An 18849-nucleotide genomic window follows, 5' to 3' on the forward strand; every position below is an offset into this window, starting at 1 on the left:
TCTGCTACCATGGCGGCTCCACTTTTTCAGGCGTCCTGCCATGACTTTTCGTCCTTTGCCGGCCCGGGCTCCCGCCGCGCTGTTGCGCGAAGCGAAACCCCTGAAGGCGCTGTTCAATCAAGCGCAACGCATTGATCGTCTGCAGCACCTACTGGAAAGCCAGCTGCAACCTGCTGCTCGCGAACACTGCCATGTAGCCTCATGGCGCGAGGGTTGCCTGCTATTGATCATCACCGATGGCCACTGGGCCACGCGCCTGCGCTATCAACAAAAACGCTTGTTGAAACAACTGCAGGCACTCGAAGAATTCGCGACCTTAACGAAGATCCTGTTCAAGGTGCAACCTCCGACTGCCGAAAGGCGTGCACCGGGTCGCACAATCTGCCTGTCCAGCAGCGCTGCGGAAAACATCCAAGCCACCGCCGACGGCATTAGCGACCCCAAGCTACGCGCTGCCCTGGAGCGCCTGGCCAAACACGGCAAACCCAGCGAATAAGTACTTTTATGCCCACCAAAACCTAGGCTAAAAAAGAGGCCACCCGAAGGTGGCCTCAAAAAGCAAAGTAAGGAGGGTATTGCGTTACACGGCCGCAACCGGGCGCATGTAAGAGATTGGCGCGGTGTTGGGGTCATCAAAGGTGACCACTTCCCAAGCATCAGGCTGCTCGATCAGGGTGCGCAGCAGGCGATTGTTCAGCGCATGCCCCGATTTGAAACCCTTGAACTCGCCAATCAGGCTGTTACCCAGCAGGTACAGATCGCCAATCGCATCGAGAATCTTGTGTTTGACGAACTCGTCCTCGTAACGCAGGCCGTCTTCGTTCAACACACGGAACTCATCTACCACGATGGCGTTATCTACGCTGCCGCCGAGTGCCAGGTTCTGTGAACGCAGGAACTCGATATCACGCATAAAACCGAAGGTACGGGCACGACTGACTTCTTTCACAAACGAGGTGCTGGAGAAGTCCACGCTGGCCGACTGGGTGCGATTGCGGAAGACCGGATGATCGAAATCGATCTCGAAGGTCACCTTGAACCCTTCGAAAGGCACGAAGGTGGCGCGCTTGTCGCCCTCTTCTACTGTCACTTCACGAAGGATGCGGATGAACTGCTTGTGGGCGTCCTGCTCTTGCAAACCAGCAGATTGAATCAGGAATACAAAGGGACCCGCACTGCCATCCATGATCGGGACTTCGGACGCGGAGAGCTCGACGTAGGCGTTATCGATGCCCAGGCCAGCCATGGCCGAAAGCAGGTGCTCTACCGTATCCACCTTGACATCACCATTGACCAGAGTGGTCGACATGGTGGTTTCACCAACATTGCCTGCACGCGCGGGAATTTCCACGACAGGGTCCAAGTCGGTACGACGGAACACGATACCGGTGTCCACGGGTGCCGGCTTCAGGGTCAGGTATACCTTTTCCCCGGAATGCAGGCCGACGCCAGTGGCGCGGATAATGTTCTTCAGGGTGCGTTGTCTGATCATGGCTTTGGCCGCTATAGCACTAGTTGCGAATTGTTTTCAACAATGGCCGGCGATGATAGCAGAACCGGCCTTTGCTGAACACCAATCACCCCAATACTCCTGATACATTTCATCAATCGGCCTGGCGACGCAGGAACGCCGGGATGTCCAGGTAATCCAGGTCATCCTGTGGGTTCAGCTTGGCCGCAGTGGCAGCGCCGCCGTGGCTTTGACGCTGAACGGTCGGACGCTCGTAGTCCTTGTAGTTGACGCTCTGCTCGGCACGCGCCGGGGCTGCGGCATTACTGCCAGTGCTGGCAGAAACTTGCACAGTATTGTCGATAACCTTGACCGGCTTCTCGATACGCGCACCCAGACCAGTGGCAACTACAGTGACGTGCAGCTCGTCGCGCATGTCCGGATCGATCACGGTGCCGACCTTGACGGTGGCGTGCTCGGAAGCGAACTGCTCGATGATGTTACCCACGTCGGAGTACTCACCCAGGGACAGGTCAGGACCGGCGGTGATGTTCACCAGAATGCCGCGCGCGCCTTGCAGGTTGACGTCTTCCAGCAGCGGGTTGCGGATCGCTGCTTCAGTGGCTTCGCGTGCACGGTTCGGACCGCTGGCGCAGCCAGTGCCCATCATCGCCATGCCCATTTCGCTCATCACGGTTTTCACGTCGGCGAAGTCGACGTTGATCATGCCCGGGCGCTTGATGATGTCGGAGATACCGCGCACGGCACCGGCCAGTACATCGTCAGCCTTGGCAAAAGCCGACAGCAGGCTGGCGTCTTTACCGAGGATGGTCAGCAGTTTTTCGTTCGGAATGGTGATCAGCGAGTCGACACTTTCCGACAGCGCGCGAATGCCTTCTTCGGCGATCAGCATGCGCTTCTTGCCTTCGAACGGGAACGGACGGGTCACCACCGCAACGGTGAGGATGCCCATTTCCTTGGCCACCTGAGCAATAACAGGAGCTGCACCGGTACCGGTACCGCCGCCCATGCCGGTGGTGATAAAGACCATATCGGTGCCTTGCAGCACTTCAGCGATACGCTCGCGATCTTCCATGGCCGCCTGACGGCCGACTTCTGGATTGGCACCCGCGCCGAGGCCCTTGGTCACCGCAGTGCCCAGTTGCAGCACGGTACGTGCGCCGATGTTTTTCAGTGCCTGTGCATCCGTGTTGGCGCAGATGAACTCAACGCCTTCAATGTTGTTTTTCGCCATGTGATTGACAGCATTACCGCCGCCGCCGCCCACGCCGATGACCTTGATAACCGCACTAGCTGGAGCGCTGTCTACGAGTTCGAACATTTTCCCTCTCCTTTACTTTCTAGTTGTAACGCCTACTGCAAAATCAGAAATTGCCCTGGACCCAGCGTTTCAGCCGTTCCAGCACAGGTTGTTTGGGTTCATCGCTGTAGCTGCCAAGCGCAGACATGGAGATGCCGTCGGCCTGCTTTTGCAGTCCGTACAGCAACAGGCCCACGCCTGTGGAATAAATCGGGTTACGCACCACATCGGCCAGGCCCTTGACGCCCTGGGGCACGCCCAGGCGGACCGGCATATGGAAAATTTCTTCGGCCAGCTCCACCGCGCCTTCCATCTTCGCCGTACCGCCGGTCAGGACGATGCCCGCCGGGATCAGGTCTTCGTAGCCACTGCGGCGCAGTTCGGCCTGGATCAGGGTGAACAGCTCGTCGTAACGCGGCTCGACCACTTCGGCCAGGGACTGACGCGATAGGTCGCGCGGCGGACGATCACCAACGCTCGGCACCTTGATGGTTTCGCCGGCACCAGCCAGCTTGGCCAGGGCGCAGGCGTAGCGGATCTTGATTTCTTCGGCGTACTGAGTCGGCGTACGCAGGGCCATGGCGATGTCGTTGGTGACCTGATCGCCAGCAATCGGGATTACCGCGGTGTGGCGGATCGCGCCTTCGGTGAAGATGCAGATGTCAGTGGTGCCGCCGCCGATATCCACCAGGCACACGCCCAGCTCTTTCTCGTCATCGGTCAGCACCGCATAAGCCGAGGCCAGCTGCTCAAGGATGATGTCGTCGACTTCCAGGCCGCAGCGGCGCACGCATTTCTCGATGTTCTGCGCGGCATTTACCGCGCAGGTGACCACGTGCACCTTGGCTTCCAGACGCACACCAGACATGCCCAGCGGCTCACGCACACCTTCCTGGTTATCAATCACGTAATCCTGCGGCAGGGTGTGCAGTACGCGCTGGTCGGCCGGAATCGCCACGGCCTGGGCGGCGTCGAGCACCCGCTCCAGATCTGCCGGGCTGACTTCACGATCACGAATGGCAACGATGCCGTGGCTGTTGAGGCTGCGGATATGGTTGCCGGCCACGCCGACAAAAGCCGAGTGGATACGGCAGCCGGCCATCAGCTGGGCTTCTTCCACAGCGCGCTGGATCGACTGCACGGTGGACTCGATATTCACCACCACGCCCTTCTTCAGGCCGCGCGACGGATGGGTGCCGATGCCGACGATTTCCAGTTGGCCGTCCGCATTCACTTCACCGACCAGTGCCACCACCTTGGAGGTACCGATGTCGAGGCCGACGATCATCTTGCCGCTCTGCACGTTTGCCATGGCTCTTGTCTTCTCCTGATTCACTGCACGACAGCGGTTGGTGCCGCCGTGGGCGCTACCGGCTCGCGCCATGCCACGGCCAGGCCGTTGGCATAACGCAGATCGATCCGCGCAATATTCGTTTGTTGCTCTTTCAAGGCCTTGGCGTAGATGGCCGTGAAGCGCCGCATTTTTTCCACCAGATGGTCACGCCCCAGCAGCAGTTCGATGCCCTGCCCGGTGGAGAGGAACCAGCTGCCGCGCTCGCGCAACTCCAGGCGTGCCACGGAAAAGCCCATGGGCCGCAGCATCTGGCTGAGCACCTGGTATTGCTGCATCACCTGCTGCTGCGCCCGCTTGGGGCCATACAGCTGCGGCAGGTGTTGGTAATTGGCCAGTTCCTGCGGCGCGAACGCCTCGCCCTGGTTGTTCAGCAGTGCCTCATCGCCCCAGCGGGCAATCGGCAATTGTTCTTCCAGACGTACCACCAACTGATCCGGCCATACGCGGCGCACCTGGGCGCTGGCGATCCATGGCATCAGTTCCAGCTCGCGGCGCAGGCTGAGCAGGTCAACCTTGAAGAAGCTGGCATTGGCATAGGGCGCAATACGCTGCTGCACGGCCTGCTGATTGACGTAGCTGAGGTCGCCTTCGACGCTGATCCGCGCAATCGGCTGGTCGGCATAGGGCAGCGCGCGCAACGACAACTCGTAGGTGCCGTAGCCCAGCGCAAGCAGCAACAGCGGCCAGGTCAGGTGCTTGAGCCAGCCGCCCAGCCCCGCAAAGCGGGCCTTCGGCAGGCTCATGCGCAGGCTGATCGGCTCCTTGGCCACCAAACGGCTGGCGCCACGCGGCACAGGCTTGCCGCGCACGGGAGCGCGGTTCGAGCCTGGCTGGTGACGCAAGGTGGCCGTCATAAGTTAACCCCGTGCCTCAAGACTGTCGGCCAGAATCGCCAACACCAGTTGTTGAAAATCCAGACCTGCAGCGCGGGCTGCCATCGGCACCAGGCTGTGGTCGGTCATGCCCGGCACGGTGTTGACTTCCAGCAACCAGAACTTGCCGTCGACGTCCTGCATCACGTCGGCCCGGGCCCAGCCCTGGGTGCCGACTGCTTCGCAGGCGCGGGCAGTGAGGTCTTTCAGCTCGGCTTCCTTCTCCGCCGAGAGACCGCACGGGATGCGGTACTGGGTGTCATTGGCCAGGTACTTGGCGTCGTAGTCGTAGAAGCTGTGCGGCGTACCCAACGCAATCGGCGGCAACACCTGGCCACGCAGCATGGCAATGGTGAACTCGGGACCGGCGATCATCTGCTCGACCAGCACCTGCGAGTCGTAGCGACTGGCATCCTTCCAGGCAGCGATCAACGCATCGACATCATTGACCTTGGCCATGCCAATGCTCGACCCCTCATGGGCCGGTTTGACGAACAGCGGGAAGCCCAGCTCGGCAGCCGCCGCATGGCAATCGGCTTCGCAGGTCAGAGCCGCGTGGGCCGGCGTTGGCAGGCCAAGGCTGAGCCACACGCGCTTGGTACGCAGTTTGTCCATGGCCAGGGCCGAGGCCAGGATGCCGCTGCCGGTGTAGGGAATCCCAGCGCACTCGAGCAGGCCCTGCATCGAACCGTCTTCACCGCCACGGCCGTGCAGCACGATAAAGGCACGGTCGATTTTCTCGGCGGTCAGGCGCTGCAGCAAGTCATCGCCAGCATCGATGCCGAACGCATCCACGCCAGCCGCCTGCAGCGCTTGCAGCACGGCATTACCGGACTTCAGCGAGACTTCACGCTCGGCGCTCTTGCCACCGAACAGCACGGCCACGCGTCCAAAGGCGCTGACCGGAAATTGTGATTGCAGACTGGCAGCACTCATTTCGACTCCTCTGATGACTCGCCGCCGACTGTGGCGAACAAAGGGCTTTGCAACAGTTGCGGGGCCAGGCCGCCGATGTCGCCGGCACCTTGGCAGAGAAGAATGTCGCCCGCGCGCAGCAGCGGCTTGACGATTGGAGCGAGGTCCACGCCGCGTTCGATATAGATCGGGTCGAGCTGGCCGCGCTGACGGATGCTGTGGCACAGGTTGCGGCTGTCAGCCCCCGGAATCGGTGCTTCACCGGCCGGGTAGACTTCCATCAGCAACAGCACCTGGGCATCACCGAGCACCTGAACGAAATCGTCATACAGGTCGCGGGTGCGGCTGAAACGGTGCGGCTGGTAAACCATCACCAGGCGGCGCTCCGGCCAACCACCGCGTACGGCCTTGATCACCGCCGCGACTTCGCGCGGGTGGTGGCCGTAATCGTCGACCAACATCACGCTGCCGCCGTCCACCGGCAGCTCGCCGTAGACCTGGAAGCGTCGACCCACACCCTGAAACTGCGAAAGGCCTTGGACGATGGCTTCATCACTGATGCCTTCGTCGCTGGCGATGGCGATGGTGGCCAGGGCGTTCAGCACGTTGTGGTTGCCCGGCATGTTCACCGACACATCCAGCGGCTCGCGGTCGCGGCGCAGCACGGTAAAGAAGGTCTGCATACCTTGCTGACGCACATTGATCGCACGCACGTCGGCATCTTCATCAAAGCCGTAGGTCACGGTCGGACGGGCCACCTGCGGGAGGATTTCGCGCACGATCGGGTCATCCACACACATCACCGCCAGCCCGTAAAACGGCAGGTTGTGGAGGAACTCGATGAAGGTTTTCTTCAACTTGTTGAAGTCACCGCCATAGGTGCTCATGTGGTCCATGTCGATATTGGTGACCACCGAGACCATCGGCTGCAGGTGCAGGAAGCTGGCGTCACTCTCATCGGCTTCGGCGATCAGGTAACGGCTGCTGCCCAGCTGCGCGTTGGTGCCTGCTGCATTCAGCCGGCCACCGATGACGAACGTCGGGTCCAGGCCGCCAGCAGCGAACACCGAGGCCAACAGGCTGGTGGTGGTGGTCTTGCCATGGGTGCCAGCCACGGCAATGCCGTGGCGGTAGCGCATCAGCTCGGCGAGCATCTCGGCGCGCGGCACTACCGGGATACGACGCTCCAGGGCCGTAGCAACTTCCGGATTGCTGGTATTTACCGCGCTGGATACCACCAGTACGTCGGCCTGCTCGGCGTTCTCGGCGCGGTGGCCGATAAAGATCTGCGCGCCGAAGGTTTCCAGACGCTCGGTCACGGCCGAGGCCTTGAGGTCGGAGCCGGAGACTTCATAGCCGAGGTTAAGCAGCACTTCGGCAATACCGCACATGCCGGCACCACCGATGCCGACAAAGTGGATACGGCGAATGCGGCGCATACGGCGGATTTCCGAGCGTGCAGCGGCGGGAGACTTAGCCACGGGCCACCTCCAGGCAGATATCGACAACGGTGCAGGTTGCATCGGGCTTGGCCAGACGACGAGCCGTCTGCGCCATTTGAGTGAGTTGTTCGGGGTGCATCAAAACCTCGGTCAGCTGCGCGGCCAGCTTGGCGGCGTCAGTGGAACGTTGTGGCAGCAGTACGGCAGCGCCGGCACTGGCCAGATAATCGGCATTGCGGGTCTGGTGATCATCAATCGCGTGTGGCAGCGGTAGCAGGAATGCCGGCAGGCCTGCGGCGGCCAGTTCGCTGACAGTCAGTGCGCCGGACCGGCACACCACCAGATCGGCCCAGGCGTAGGCCCGCGCCATGTCCTTGATAAACGGCGCGACCTGCGCTTCGACGTCAACCGCGCGATAGCGTTCAGCGGTAATTGCATCATGTTGCTTGCCGGCCTGATGGAACACCTCAGGGCGCAGCTCAGCGGCCACCAGCGCCAAGGCTTCGGGCAGCAATTTATTCAGCGGTTCGGCACCTAGGCTGCCGCCCAGTACCAGCAAACGCGGCTGGCGGTTGCGCAGCGAGTCACGCGGGGTTTCCAGGAACAGCTCTTCACGCACCGGATTGCCGGTAGTGCGGCGCTTGTCGCTGTTGCCAAAGGTATTCGGGAAGGCTTCGCAGACGCGACTGGCGAATGGCACCAGGCTGCGGTTGGCAGTACCGGCCACGGCGTTCTGCTCGTGGATGATCAGCGGCGCGCCACTCATGCGCGCGGCCAGGCCGCCCGGGCCGGTGACATAACCGCCCATGCCCAGCACACACAACGGTTGCAGCTCGCGCATTACCTTGCGTGCCTGGAACAGTGCCTTGATCAACTGGAACGGCGCTTTCAGCAGTGACAGCTTGCCCTTGCCACGCAGACCAGTGACGTCGATCAGGTGCAGCGGCAGACCGGCAGCCGGCACCAGTTCATTCTCGATGCCACGCGGCGTACCCAGCCAATGCACGCTGTAGCCGCGCGCTTTGAACTCACGGGCGCAGGCCAGTGCAGGGAATACGTGCCCGCCGGTGCCGCCGGCCATGATCAGCACATTACCGCGCATGCTGAACCTCCTCGGCGGACTGGCCTTCGAAGAAATCCGATTCCTTGAAGTCGACGTCCTCGCTACCGAGCTGAGTACGACGCTCCCACTCGATACGCAGCAGCAGCGCCAGGCTGACGCAGCAGATCACCAGCGAGCTGCCGCCGTAGCTGAGGAATGGCAGAGTCAGCCCTTTGGTCGGCAGCAGGCCGACGTTCACGCCGATATTGATCAGTACCTGACCGATCCACAGGAACGCCAGGCCGTAGGCGACATAGGCCGAGAAGAACTGCTTGGCCTTCTCTGCCCACAGGCCGATATACAGGGCGCGCACGCTGACGAAGACGAACAGGGCGACGGTAATCAGTGCGCCGACCATGCCCAGCTCTTCGGCCAGCACGGCAAATACGAAGTCGGTATGCGCTTCCGGCAGGTAGAACTGCTTCTGCACACTGTTGCCCAGGCCGACGCCGAACCATTCGCCACGGCCGAAGGCGATCAGCGCCTGGCTCAGCTGGTAACCGGCACCGTACTGGTCAGCCCAGGGGTCGACGAAGTTGGTCAGACGCTCCAGGCGATAGGCCTGACTGGTCATCACCACCACGCCAAGGCCGAGTACGCAGGCCGCCAGAGGAATAAAGCGCAGCAGGTTGACCCCGCCGAGGAACAGCATGGCGATGGCCGCACCGACCAGCACCACGGTGGCGCCGAAGTCCGGCTCGGCCAGCAGCAGCGCGGCAATCGGGCCCAGTACCAGCATCGGCTTGATAAAGCCGGTGAGTTTCTCGCGCACTTCGGTCTGGCGACGCACCAGGTAGGCGGCGATAAACATCACGCTAAACAGCTTGGCCAGCTCGGAGGGCTGCAGGTTGAACACGCCCAGGCCGATCCAGCGCTTGGCACCGTTGACCTCACGGCCAATACCCGGCAGCAGTACCAAAATCAGCAACACCACCGCCGCCAGCAGCAGCACGCCGCTGTAGCGCTGCCACAGCGCCATCGGCACCAGCAGGGTCGCCAGCGCGGCGCCGAGGCCGATGGTCAGATAAATCAGGTGACGAATCATGTGGTACAGCGGGTTGCCCGACTGCACCGCGGCCACTTCCGAGGAAGCCGAAGCAATCATCACCAGCCCCAGGCCGAGCAGCGCCAGGCAACCGGCCAGCAGCGGAAAGTCCAGATCGATACCGCGACGGGTATGCAGCGGTGAAGGTGCGGCGAGCAGGCGGGCCAGCATCATTGCAAACCCTCCACGGCCTGGGCGAACAGACGCCCGCGCTCTTCGAAATTCTTGAACATATCCAGGCTGGCGCAGGCCGGCGACAGCAGTACGGCATCGCCTGGCTCGGCCAGTTCAGCAGCGCGCTGCACAGCCTCTTCCAGGGTCTTGACCCGGATCAGCGGGGCGGCGTCGCCCAGCGCCTCAGCCAGCAGCTCAGCATCGCGGCCAAGCAGCACCACGGCGCGGCAGAACGTGCCGACTGGCGCTTTCAGCGCCGAGAAATCCGCGCCCTTGCCATCGCCACCGGCGATCAGCACCAGTTTGCCGCTGATATCCGCACCCAGGCCTTCGATAGCAGCCAGCGCGGCACCGACGTTGGTGGCCTTGGAATCGTCGTAGTAGCTCACCGCATTGCGCTCACCAACCCATTGGCAGCGATGCGGCAGGCCAGCGAACTGCTTGAGGGTTGCCAACATCGGCTCGAACGGTAGGCCCACCGCATGGCCCAGCGCCAGGGCAGCCAGGGCATTGGACTGGTTGTGTGCGCCGCGAATTTTCAGCTCACGTACCGGCAGCAGCGCAGCGAACTGATAAGCCAGAGACTTCTCGCCATCTTCTTCGAGCAGGCCGAAACGTTTGAAATCCGGTTTGCCCAGGCCGAAGTACCAGCACGGCAGTTGATCGGCCACCAGCGGACGCGACAAGGCGTCATCGCGGTTCACCACCACCTGCCGCGCACCACGGAAGATGCGGTGTTTGGCCAGGTGGTAGGCCGGCAGATCGGCGTAGCGATCCATATGGTCTTCGCTGATGTTCAGGCAGGTCGCCACTTCAGCGTTGAGCTGGTCGGTAGTTTCCAGCTGGAAGCTCGACAGCTCCATGACGTACAACTCGATCTCATCATTCAGCAGATCCAGCGCCGGCGTACCGAGGTTACCGCCGACGGCGACCTTCTTGCCCGCAGCGGCGGCCATCTCGCCAACCAGGGTGGTCACGGTGCTTTTGGCGTTGGAGCCGGTGATGGCAATGATCGGCGCCTTGGCATAACGGGCGAACAGATCGATATCACCCGACAGCTTGACCCCGCGCGCAGCCGCCGCCTGCAGCGCCGGGGTGGCAATGGCCAGACCCGGGCTGACCAACAGTTCGCTGGCGCGGCAGAGGAATTCCACATCCAGTTCGCCACAACGCACTTCCACCTGCGGGAACTGCTCACGCAAGGTGGCGAGCTCCGGCGGGTTTGCACGTGTGTCGACCACGGCAAACGGCAGGCCCTGGCGCGCGAGGAAGCGCACCAGGGACATGCCGCTCTTGCCGAGGCCGACAACGATGCGGAAGTGGTCAGAAGCGATCAGGGTCATGCTGTTATAAGTCCTCAATCCTCAACGCAGTTTCAGGGTGGCAAGGCCGATCAGCACCAGAATCACGGTGATGATCCAGAAGCGCACGATTACGCGCGGCTCTGGCCAGCCTTTCAGTTCAAAGTGGTGATGGATCGGCGCCATGCGGAACACGCGCTTGCCGGTAAGCTTGAAGCTGGCGACCTGGATGATCACCGACAGGGTTTCCACCACGAAGATGCCGCCCATGATGAACAGCACCACTTCCTGACGGACGATCACTGCGATGGTGCCCAGGGCCGCGCCCAGCGCCAGTGCGCCGACATCGCCCATAAACACTTGCGCCGGGTAGGTGTTGAACCAGAGGAAACCGAGGCCAGCACCAACAAGGGCGGCGCAGAACACAATCAGCTCACCCGCACCCGGTACATAGGGAATAAACAGGTATTCGGCGAACTTCACGTTGCCCGACAGGTAGCAGAAGATCCCCAGCGCGCCGCCGACCATCACGGTAGGCAGAATGGCCAGGCCATCGAGGCCGTCAGTCAGGTTTACCGCGTTGCTCGAACCGACGATAACGAAGTAGGTCAGCACCACGAAGCCCAGACCCAGCTCCAGGCTGAAGTCCTTGAGCATCGGCAGAATCAGGGTGGTTTCCACCGGGCTTTGCGCAGTCATATAAAGGAAGAGCGCGGCACCCAGGCCGAACACCGACTGCCAGAAGTACTTCCAGCGGCTCGGCAGGCCCTTGGAGTTCTTCTCGATCACCTTGCGGTAGTCATCGACCCAGCCGATGGCACCGAACAGCAAGGTCACGGCCAGCACGACCCAGACGTAGCGGTTGGACAGGTCGGCCCAGAGCAGGGTGCTGACGGCGATGGCCGAGAGAATCAGCGCGCCGCCCATGGTGGGCGTGCCTTTCTTCGACAGGTGCGACTGCGGGCCGTCGTTGCGCACCGACTGGCCGATCTGGCGAATCTGCAGAGTGCGGATCATCCACGGGCCAAGCCACAGCGACAGCGCCAGCGCGGTGAGCACGCCGAGGATGCCGCGCAGTGTCAGGTACTGAAACACTGCGAAACCCTTGTGGAACTGTTGCAGGTATTCCGCCAGCAGCAGCAGCATTAGTGAATCTCCCCGGATGTGCCACACAGTGCCGCGACGACTTTTTCCATCGCCGCACTGCGTGAACCTTTAATTAGAAGGGTGGTGTCGCCCTGCTCGCTGCCTTGTTCTAGAAGCAGCGCAGCAATCAGGCTGGCCTGGTCGGCAAAATGCCGAGCCGCCGCGCCAAATTCGGCCACTGCGTGAGCCGTCTTCGGGCCGACGGCATACAGCGCATCAACCTTGCCAACGGCATAACTGCCGACTTGGCGATGGCCCTGCTCGGCCCATTCGCCCAGCTCGCCGATATCGCCCAGCACCAGCACGCGGCGGCCAGGGAAGCCGGCGAGGATATCGATAGCTGCGCAAACGGATGCCGGGTTGGCGTTGTAGCTGTCGTCGATCACCCGCAGGCCGTTCGGCGCAATCTGCGCAACGGCGCGGCCTTTGACCGGCTGCAGGCTTTCCAGCCCAGCTTTGATCGCGGCCGGGGTAATGCCCAGCGCCTGGGCTGCAGCCGCAGCAGCCAGGGCATTGGCGACGTTGTGCTCGCCGAGCAGGTTGAGCTGAATACGTGCCTGACCGCTGGCGCAGTGCAGGGTAAAGGCTGAGCAGCCACGGGCGTCGCGGGCCAGTTCGCTGGCGTAGACGTCAGCTGCGGAATTACGCAGAGCGAAACTGCTAACCGAACGACCCTGAGCGCGTTGCTGCCAGATGGCGAATGCGCTGTCGTCAAGGTTGAGCACGGCCACGCCGCTGTCATTCAAGCCTTCGAGGATTTCGCCTTTGGCTTCGACAATCTTTTCCGGGCCGCCGAACTCGCCGACATGGGCGTTACCGGCATTGTTGATGATGGCCACCTGCGGCAGAGTCAGGCCGACGGTGTAGGCGATTTCGCCAACATGATTGGCGCCCAACTCGATCACTGCGGCGACATGCTCAGGAGCCAACTCCAGCAAGGTAAGCGGCGCGCCAAGGTCGTTATTCAGGTTGCCACGGGTGGCCAGCACCGAACCTTGCAGGCCCTCACGCAGGATACTGGCGAGCATTTCTTTCACGGTGGTCTTACCGCTGGAACCGGTAATCGCCACCACTGGCGCGTTAAACGCCTGACGATTCAACGCGCCCAGTTGACCAAGGGCCAGACGGGTATCGCTCACCAGCAGTTGCGGCAGCGGAGCATTAACCACTTCACGCTCAACCAGGGCAGCCACTGCGCCTTTGCCGGCGACTTCCGTCAGGTAGTCATGGCCATCGAAGCGCGGGCCGGCCAGGGCGACAAACAGCTGGCCCGGCTGAATCGCCCGGCTGTCGCTGCTGACGGCGCTGAACGCCACGTCCGCACCGATCACCCGGGCAGCCAATGGTGCAGCCACTTCGCTCAAATGCAGCGCCTTAAGCATGCGCCACCTCCCATGCGGCCAAAGCGTTGGCCGATTCGACCAGATCGGAGAACGGCTGACGCACGCCGTTGATTTCCTGATAGTCCTCATGGCCTTTGCCGGCCAACACCAGCACGTCATCGGCACTGGCAGTGGCAATCAGTTGGGCAATCGCCTGGCCACGACCGTGAATAAACTGCACCGATTCCGGGCTGGCAAAGCCGGCGCGGATATCGCTGAAAATCTGCGCGGGCGCTTCAGTGCGCGGGTTGTCATCGGTGACCAGCACCGCATCGGCCAGACGCTCGACCACCGCCGCCATCAGCGGACGCTTGCCGCTGTCGCGATCACCACCGCAGCCGAACAGGCACAGTAGGCGGCCTTTGACGTGCGGGCGCAGGGCTTCGAGGACTTTTTCCAGAGCATCCGGGGTATGCGCGTAATCCACCACCACCAGCGGCTGCTTGGCTCGTCCCGAAGTGTTGCCGCCCAGACGCTGCATCCGGCCAATCGGGCCCTGTAGCTGTGGCAGCACCTTGAGAATTTCATCCAGTGGGTAATCCAGGCCGAGCAGCGCGCCGACCACCGCCAGCAGGTTGCTCAGGTTAAAGCGCCCCAGCAGCGAGCTGCGCAGGCTGCCTTCACCACGCGGAGTGACCAAGGTCGCGCGCACGCCCTGCTCGTCGAACTGTGCGTCGCGGCAATACAGGTAGGCGTCGGAATCGATCAGGCTGTAGCTGATCAACCGCGACTCGTGCTCGGCAGCGGCCAGCTCACGGCCAAAGGCATCGTCGAGGTTGAGCACCCGGCAACGCAGACCCGGCCAGGCGAACAGCGCGGCTTTCGCCTCGGCGTAGGCCTGCATCGAACCGTGGTAATCCAGATGGTCGCGCGACAGGTTAGTCAGCACCGCCACATCAAACGCCAGGGCAGCCACGCGACCCTGATGCAGACCGTGGGACGAGACCTCCATGGCCACGGCGCGCGCACCGGCGTTTTTCATGTCAGCCAGGGTCGCCTGCACGCCAATGGGGTCAGGCGTGGTGTGACGGCCCTGCTCCAGCGCGCCGTAGAAACCATTACCCAGGGTGCCGACGATGCCGCAGCGCTCGCCCAGCAGATCCAGCGCTTGAGCCAGCAACTGGCTGACGCTGGTTTTGCCGTTGGTGCCGGTGATGCCGACCAGGTGCAGGCCACGGCTCGGCTCGCCATAGAAGCGCCCGGCAATCGCCGACAGCTGATTAGCCAGGCCCTTGAGCGCAACCAGCTCGGCACTGTGCGCAGTCATCACCGCAGCGCCTTCGGCTTCATAGGCCACGGCAGCTGCGCCACGTGCAACCGCATCGGCGATATGCACGCGGCCGTCCTGCTGGGTGCCGGGCACGGCGAGAAACAGGTCACCCGGACGCACCTTGCGGCTGTCCAGGGTCAATTCACGAATCAGGGTGGAGCTGGCGGCTTCCGGCAGCAACTGATTAAGGGGCATAGGCATTAGATGCGCCCTCCTTTAAGGGGATCAACGGCTGCGGTTTCAACCTTCACTGGCTCGGCTGGCGGCAGGTTATCCGGGGCGACGTTCATCAGCCGCAGCGCACCGGCCATGACCTTGCCAAACACCGGCGCGGCGACCAGGCCGCCGTAGTAACCGCCCTCGCCCGGCTCATCAATCATGATGACCGCGGCAATACGTGGGTTATCGATAGGCGCAACACCGGCGAAGAACGAGCGATAGGCCTTGTCGACATAACCCTTGCTGCCGCCGGTGGCGGCTTTACGTGCGGTGCCGCTTTTGCCGCCGACGTGGTAGCCCGGCACCTTGGCCCGCGCACCGCCGCCGCCTGGCTCTTCAACCACCGACTGGAGCATACCGAGTACGGTTTTGGCGATCTGCTGATCAATGACTTGGGTGGAGACCGGCTGGCGATCCAAACGCACCATCGACAACGGCACGTTCCCGCCGTGGTTGGCCAACACCGAGTAGGCATGCGCCAACTGCACCGCGGTCACCGAAAGGCCATAGCCATAAGCCAGAGTGGCGGTCTCGGCCTGTTTCCAGACGCGGTAGTTGGGCAGATTGCCGACGCGCTCGCCTGGGAAGCTCAGGCCGGTGTCCTGGCCCAGGCCGACTTGCTGCATCACGGCGTAAATCGGCTCTGCGCCGATATCGAAGGCCACCTTACTGATGCCGACGTTGCTCGACTTCATCAGAATCTGGGTCAGGTTGAGCACCCCGCCACGCGATACGTCACGAATGGTGTAACGGCCGATTTTCAAGCTGCCCGGCGCAGTGTCCACGGTCATTGCCGGCGTCCAGCGGCCGGAGCCCAGGGCGGCAGCGATGGAGAACGGCTTGACGGTCGAGCCTGGCTCGAACACATCGATCATCGCGCGGTTGCGCATGGCCGCCGGCTGCAGATTGCGGCGGTTGTTCGGGTTGTAGGTCGGCTGGTTGACCATGGCCAGCACTTCGCCGGTCTGTACGTCGAGCAGCACCAGACTGCCGGCCTTGGCGCCGAACTCGGTGACGGCGTTGCGCAGCTCGCGGTGTGCCAGATATTGCAGGCGCAGGTCAATCGACAATGCCAAGGCCTTACCGGCCTTGGCATTCTGTGCAACCTGGACGTCCTTGATCAGCCGTCCGCGCCGGTCCTTGAGTACCTGACGCTTGCCGGGCACGCCGGCCAGCCAGTCTTCAAAGGCCAGCTCCATGCCTTCGCGGCCACGGTCATCAATGTCGGTAAAGCCCACCACATGGGCGGCCACCTCACCCGCTGGATAGAAGCGGCGGAATTCTTCAATGCCGTACACGCCCGGCACTTTCAGGTCGAGAATGCGCTGGCCCTGTTCAGGCGTCAGCCCGCGCACCAGGTACATAAACTCGCGCTCATGCGCCGCAGCCAGGCGCACAGAGAAGGTCTTGGCGTCCTGACCCAGGGCAGCAGCAAGTTCATTCCACTTGGCCTTGCCGCTTTGCAGCTCCTTGCCATTGGCCCACAGGGTAGTCACCGGAGTGCTGACAGCCAGGGGCTCGCCATTACGGTCGGTGATCAGCCCGCGATGCGCTGGAATCGGGATATGCCGCACGCTGCGTGCGTCGCCATGGGCCTGCAGGAAGCTTTGGTCAAACACCTGCAGATCGACAATTCGCCAGGCAATCGCACCCACCATCAATGCCAGCAGCAGCAGCACCAGACGGAAGCGCCAGGGGTAGAGTGCGCCTTCAAGACCGATCATGGCGCCACCATGCGCACTTCGGCCGCATCCGGGATACGCATGCTTAGGCGCTCAGTGGCCAGGGTTTCGATGCGGTTATGCGCGGTCCAGGTGCTTTGCTCGAGAATCAGCCGGCCCCACTCGGCCTGCGCCTTATCGCGCACACTGAGTTCGGCATATAGGTCGTTAAGCAGCTGACGATTCCAGTGCGCGCTGTAGGAAACCCCCACCGCAGACACCAGCACAGCCACAAACAACAGCAGCATCAGCAGACTGCCACCGGGCAATGGCTTGGCGAATAGCGCGCTCATCGCACTTTCTCTGCAATGCGCATCACCGCACTGCGCGAACGTGGATTGGCGGCAAGCTCAGCCTCGGAGGCGAATACCGGTTTGCCGATCAGCTTCAAGCGCGGCTCGAAGGCTTTCGGGATGATCGGCAGATCGCGCGGCAGCTTGTCCATCTCACCCTTGGCATGCTTGCGCATAAAGAGTTTGACGATGCGGTCTTCCAGCGAGTGGAAGCTGATCACCACCAGGCGACCGCCCACTTCGAGGTTTTCCAGGGCCGCGTCGAGGCCGCTCTCCAGATCACCCAGTTCGTTGTTGATATAGATGCGCAGGCCCTGGAAGGCGCGCGTTGCCGGATTCTTGCCTTTTTCCCAGGCCGGATTGGCCACGGTCAGCACCTGGGCCAGATCGGCGGTGCGGGTAAACGGCTGCTCGGCGCGGCGCAACACCACTGCGCGAGCCATGCGCTTGGCAAAGCGCTCTTCGCCGTATTCCTTGAACACCCGGGCAATTTCTTCTTCGCCAGCGCTGGCAATGAAGTCGGCGGCGCTGACGCCGGCATCCGGGTTCATACGCATATCCAGCGGGCCGTCATTCATAAAGCTGAAGCCGCGCTCGGCGTCGTCCAGCTGCGGCGACGACACACCGAGATCGAGCAAAATGCCGCTGACCTGGCCGCCCAGCGCGCGCTGCGTCAGCTCGGCGCCCAGCTCGGCAAAGCTGCGCTGCACAACGACAAAGCGGCCGTCTTCGGCCGCCAGCGCATTTCCCGTCGCAATTGCCAGGGGATCTTTGTCAAACCCCAGCAAGCGACCGTCTGGTCCGAGCTTTTCCAGGATCAGCCGGCTATGCCCGCCGCGCCCGAAGGTGCCATCCAGGTAGCAACCATTGGCGCGCACAGCCAGCCCTTCGACAGCCTCGTCGAGCAGCACGGTGATGTGGCGGAAATTGCTGGTCATGGTCACAGGATCAGGTCACGTAGGTCGTCGGACAGAGCACCCGGTTGCTTGATCGCGGCCAGATCGGCATCGGCCACAGCATTCCAGGCATCTTCATCCCACAGTTGGAATTTATTGAGTTGGCCGACCAGCATCGCGCGCTTGTCCAGCTTGGCGTACTCGCGCAGACGCGGCGGCACCAGGAAACGACCACTGGCATCCAGCTCAAGGTCAACAGCGTTGCCGATTAGCAAACGCTGCAGGCGGCGGTTTTCTTCACGGAAGGAGGCGAGTTCGCGGAGCTTGGCTTCAATCAGCTCCCACTCGGACAGTGGATAGACGCAGAGGCAGGGGTCGATGGCATCAATCGTGACGATAAGCTGGCCGGCGCAACGCGACACAAGCTCGTCCCGATACCGACTTGGCATCGCGAGTCGCCCTTTGGCGTCGAGACTGATGGCGTTTGCTCCGCGAAACACGATCGCGCTACCCCTTTTTATTAGCTATCCATGCCTAAGAAACCCACTTTGTGCCACTTCCTACCACTCGCGCACACTATAGGAACGCACGCCCCCCACCGTCAAGGCACGCTTGGCGGGAAAAATCCTTATAGAACGGCGATTTAGCGAACTTTGAGAGGGGCAAAACGGAGAAATAACGCGAGGAAATGGATATAAAAATGAGCTTATGCAGCGCGTTGAACCGCGAAGTTAAAGTAGTTTGTTAAGAGTAAGATTTTTTCGGTCTTAGAAAGGAGGTGAAACAGTGAAGCGGATAAATGAGGAAGGTGGAGAGTCGATCTGTAAGCCGGGTTCTGTCGAGGACAGTCATTCCTCTACGACGTACATCACTGCACGCCTTTAGCAACCTACCCGGTTCCAGCGCGGGCCACGCCAATGGAACCCTATTTGGTCTTGCTCCGAGT

At 62.1% G+C, this 18849-nt stretch carries 17 protein-coding genes and 1 other RNA gene; 1 reads left to right on the forward strand and 17 read right to left on the reverse strand.

Annotation, left to right across the window (positions count from 1 at the left end; all coding sequences use genetic code 11):
• The first annotated feature begins 40 nt into the window (after positions 1–40).
• The gene (locus Q8O69_RS21890; RefSeq protein WP_275960783.1) at positions 41–496 is read left to right on the forward strand and encodes a DUF721 domain-containing protein; all 456 of its coding nucleotides are present in this window, start codon (positions 41–43) and stop codon (positions 494–496) included.
• An 84-nt stretch (positions 497–580) separates the two neighbouring features.
• Here the strand turns inward: Q8O69_RS21890 and lpxC are convergent, their stop codons facing one another.
• From lpxC to rnpB, 17 genes are all read right to left on the reverse strand, one after another.
• Positions 581–1492, reverse strand: a complete 912-nt coding sequence (gene lpxC / locus Q8O69_RS21895; protein WP_090249100.1) for a UDP-3-O-acyl-N-acetylglucosamine deacetylase — start codon at positions 1490–1492, stop codon at positions 581–583.
• A gap of 112 nt (positions 1493–1604) precedes the next feature.
• A complete protein-coding gene (gene ftsZ, locus Q8O69_RS21900; protein ID WP_160085453.1) occupies positions 1605–2792 on the reverse strand; it encodes a cell division protein FtsZ in 1188 nt (395 codons plus the stop codon).
• 43 nt (positions 2793–2835) lie between these two features.
• Entirely contained in the window at positions 2836–4083 is a 1248-nt protein-coding gene (ftsA, locus tag Q8O69_RS21905; protein ID WP_090251236.1) for a cell division protein FtsA, read from the reverse strand.
• Between the two features lie 20 nt (positions 4084–4103).
• Positions 4104–4979, reverse strand: a complete 876-nt coding sequence (locus tag Q8O69_RS21910; RefSeq protein WP_305594565.1) for a cell division protein FtsQ/DivIB — start codon at positions 4977–4979, stop codon at positions 4104–4106.
• A 3-nt stretch (positions 4980–4982) separates the two neighbouring features.
• Positions 4983–5933: a D-alanine--D-alanine ligase gene (locus Q8O69_RS21915; RefSeq protein WP_305594567.1), complete on the reverse strand. Its 951-nt coding sequence runs from the start codon at positions 5931–5933 to the stop codon at positions 4983–4985.
• Positions 5930–7351, reverse strand: a complete 1422-nt coding sequence (gene murC / locus Q8O69_RS21920; protein WP_305594587.1) for a UDP-N-acetylmuramate--L-alanine ligase — start codon at positions 7349–7351, stop codon at positions 5930–5932. The genes Q8O69_RS21915 and murC overlap by 4 nt, the downstream gene beginning before the upstream one ends.
• Before the next feature lie 34 nt (positions 7352–7385).
• Positions 7386–8456, reverse strand: a complete 1071-nt coding sequence (murG, locus tag Q8O69_RS21925; protein WP_305594569.1) for an undecaprenyldiphospho-muramoylpentapeptide beta-N-acetylglucosaminyltransferase — start codon at positions 8454–8456, stop codon at positions 7386–7388.
• Positions 8446–9672 (reverse strand): putative lipid II flippase FtsW, encoded by a 1227-nt coding sequence (gene ftsW / locus Q8O69_RS21930; RefSeq protein ID WP_305594588.1) that lies wholly within the window; start codon positions 9670–9672, stop codon positions 8446–8448. The genes murG and ftsW overlap by 11 nt, the downstream gene beginning before the upstream one ends.
• Entirely contained in the window at positions 9672–11018 is a 1347-nt protein-coding gene (gene murD / locus Q8O69_RS21935; RefSeq protein WP_305594571.1) for a UDP-N-acetylmuramoyl-L-alanine--D-glutamate ligase, read from the reverse strand. Before murD ends, ftsW begins: the two co-directional genes overlap by 1 nt.
• A 21-nt stretch (positions 11019–11039) precedes the next feature.
• A complete protein-coding gene (gene mraY / locus Q8O69_RS21940) occupies positions 11040–12122 on the reverse strand; it encodes a phospho-N-acetylmuramoyl-pentapeptide-transferase (RefSeq protein WP_305594572.1) in 1083 nt (360 codons plus the stop codon).
• Positions 12122–13504, reverse strand: a complete 1383-nt coding sequence (gene murF / locus Q8O69_RS21945; protein ID WP_305594574.1) for a UDP-N-acetylmuramoyl-tripeptide--D-alanyl-D-alanine ligase — start codon at positions 13502–13504, stop codon at positions 12122–12124. The genes mraY and murF overlap by 1 nt, the downstream gene beginning before the upstream one ends.
• Complete coding sequence (locus Q8O69_RS21950; protein ID WP_305594576.1) at positions 13497–14975, reverse strand: UDP-N-acetylmuramoyl-L-alanyl-D-glutamate--2,6-diaminopimelate ligase; 1479 nt, start codon at positions 14973–14975, stop codon at positions 13497–13499. The genes murF and Q8O69_RS21950 overlap by 8 nt, the downstream gene beginning before the upstream one ends.
• Positions 14975–16717, reverse strand: coding sequence for a penicillin-binding protein 2 (locus Q8O69_RS21955; protein ID WP_305594578.1), 1743 nt, complete (start codon positions 16715–16717; stop codon positions 14975–14977). The genes Q8O69_RS21950 and Q8O69_RS21955 overlap by 1 nt, the downstream gene beginning before the upstream one ends.
• Positions 16714–17007: a cell division protein FtsL gene (gene ftsL, locus Q8O69_RS21960; protein WP_305594580.1), complete on the reverse strand. Its 294-nt coding sequence runs from the start codon at positions 17005–17007 to the stop codon at positions 16714–16716. The genes Q8O69_RS21955 and ftsL overlap by 4 nt, the downstream gene beginning before the upstream one ends.
• Complete coding sequence (rsmH, locus tag Q8O69_RS21965) at positions 17004–17945, reverse strand: 16S rRNA (cytosine(1402)-N(4))-methyltransferase RsmH (RefSeq protein ID WP_305594582.1); 942 nt, start codon at positions 17943–17945, stop codon at positions 17004–17006. Before rsmH ends, ftsL begins: the two co-directional genes overlap by 4 nt.
• 2 nt (positions 17946–17947) lie before the next feature.
• Entirely contained in the window at positions 17948–18403 is a 456-nt protein-coding gene (gene mraZ, locus Q8O69_RS21970) for a division/cell wall cluster transcriptional repressor MraZ (RefSeq protein ID WP_090249128.1), read from the reverse strand.
• Positions 18404–18711: 308 nt separating this feature from the next.
• An RNA gene (rnpB, locus tag Q8O69_RS21975) (RNase P RNA component class A) lies at positions 18712–18849 on the reverse strand; the annotation flags it as partial.

The organism is Pseudomonas sp. (assembly GCF_030690725.1).
In the GTDB taxonomy this organism is placed as follows: Bacteria; Pseudomonadota; Gammaproteobacteria; order Pseudomonadales; family Pseudomonadaceae; genus Aquipseudomonas.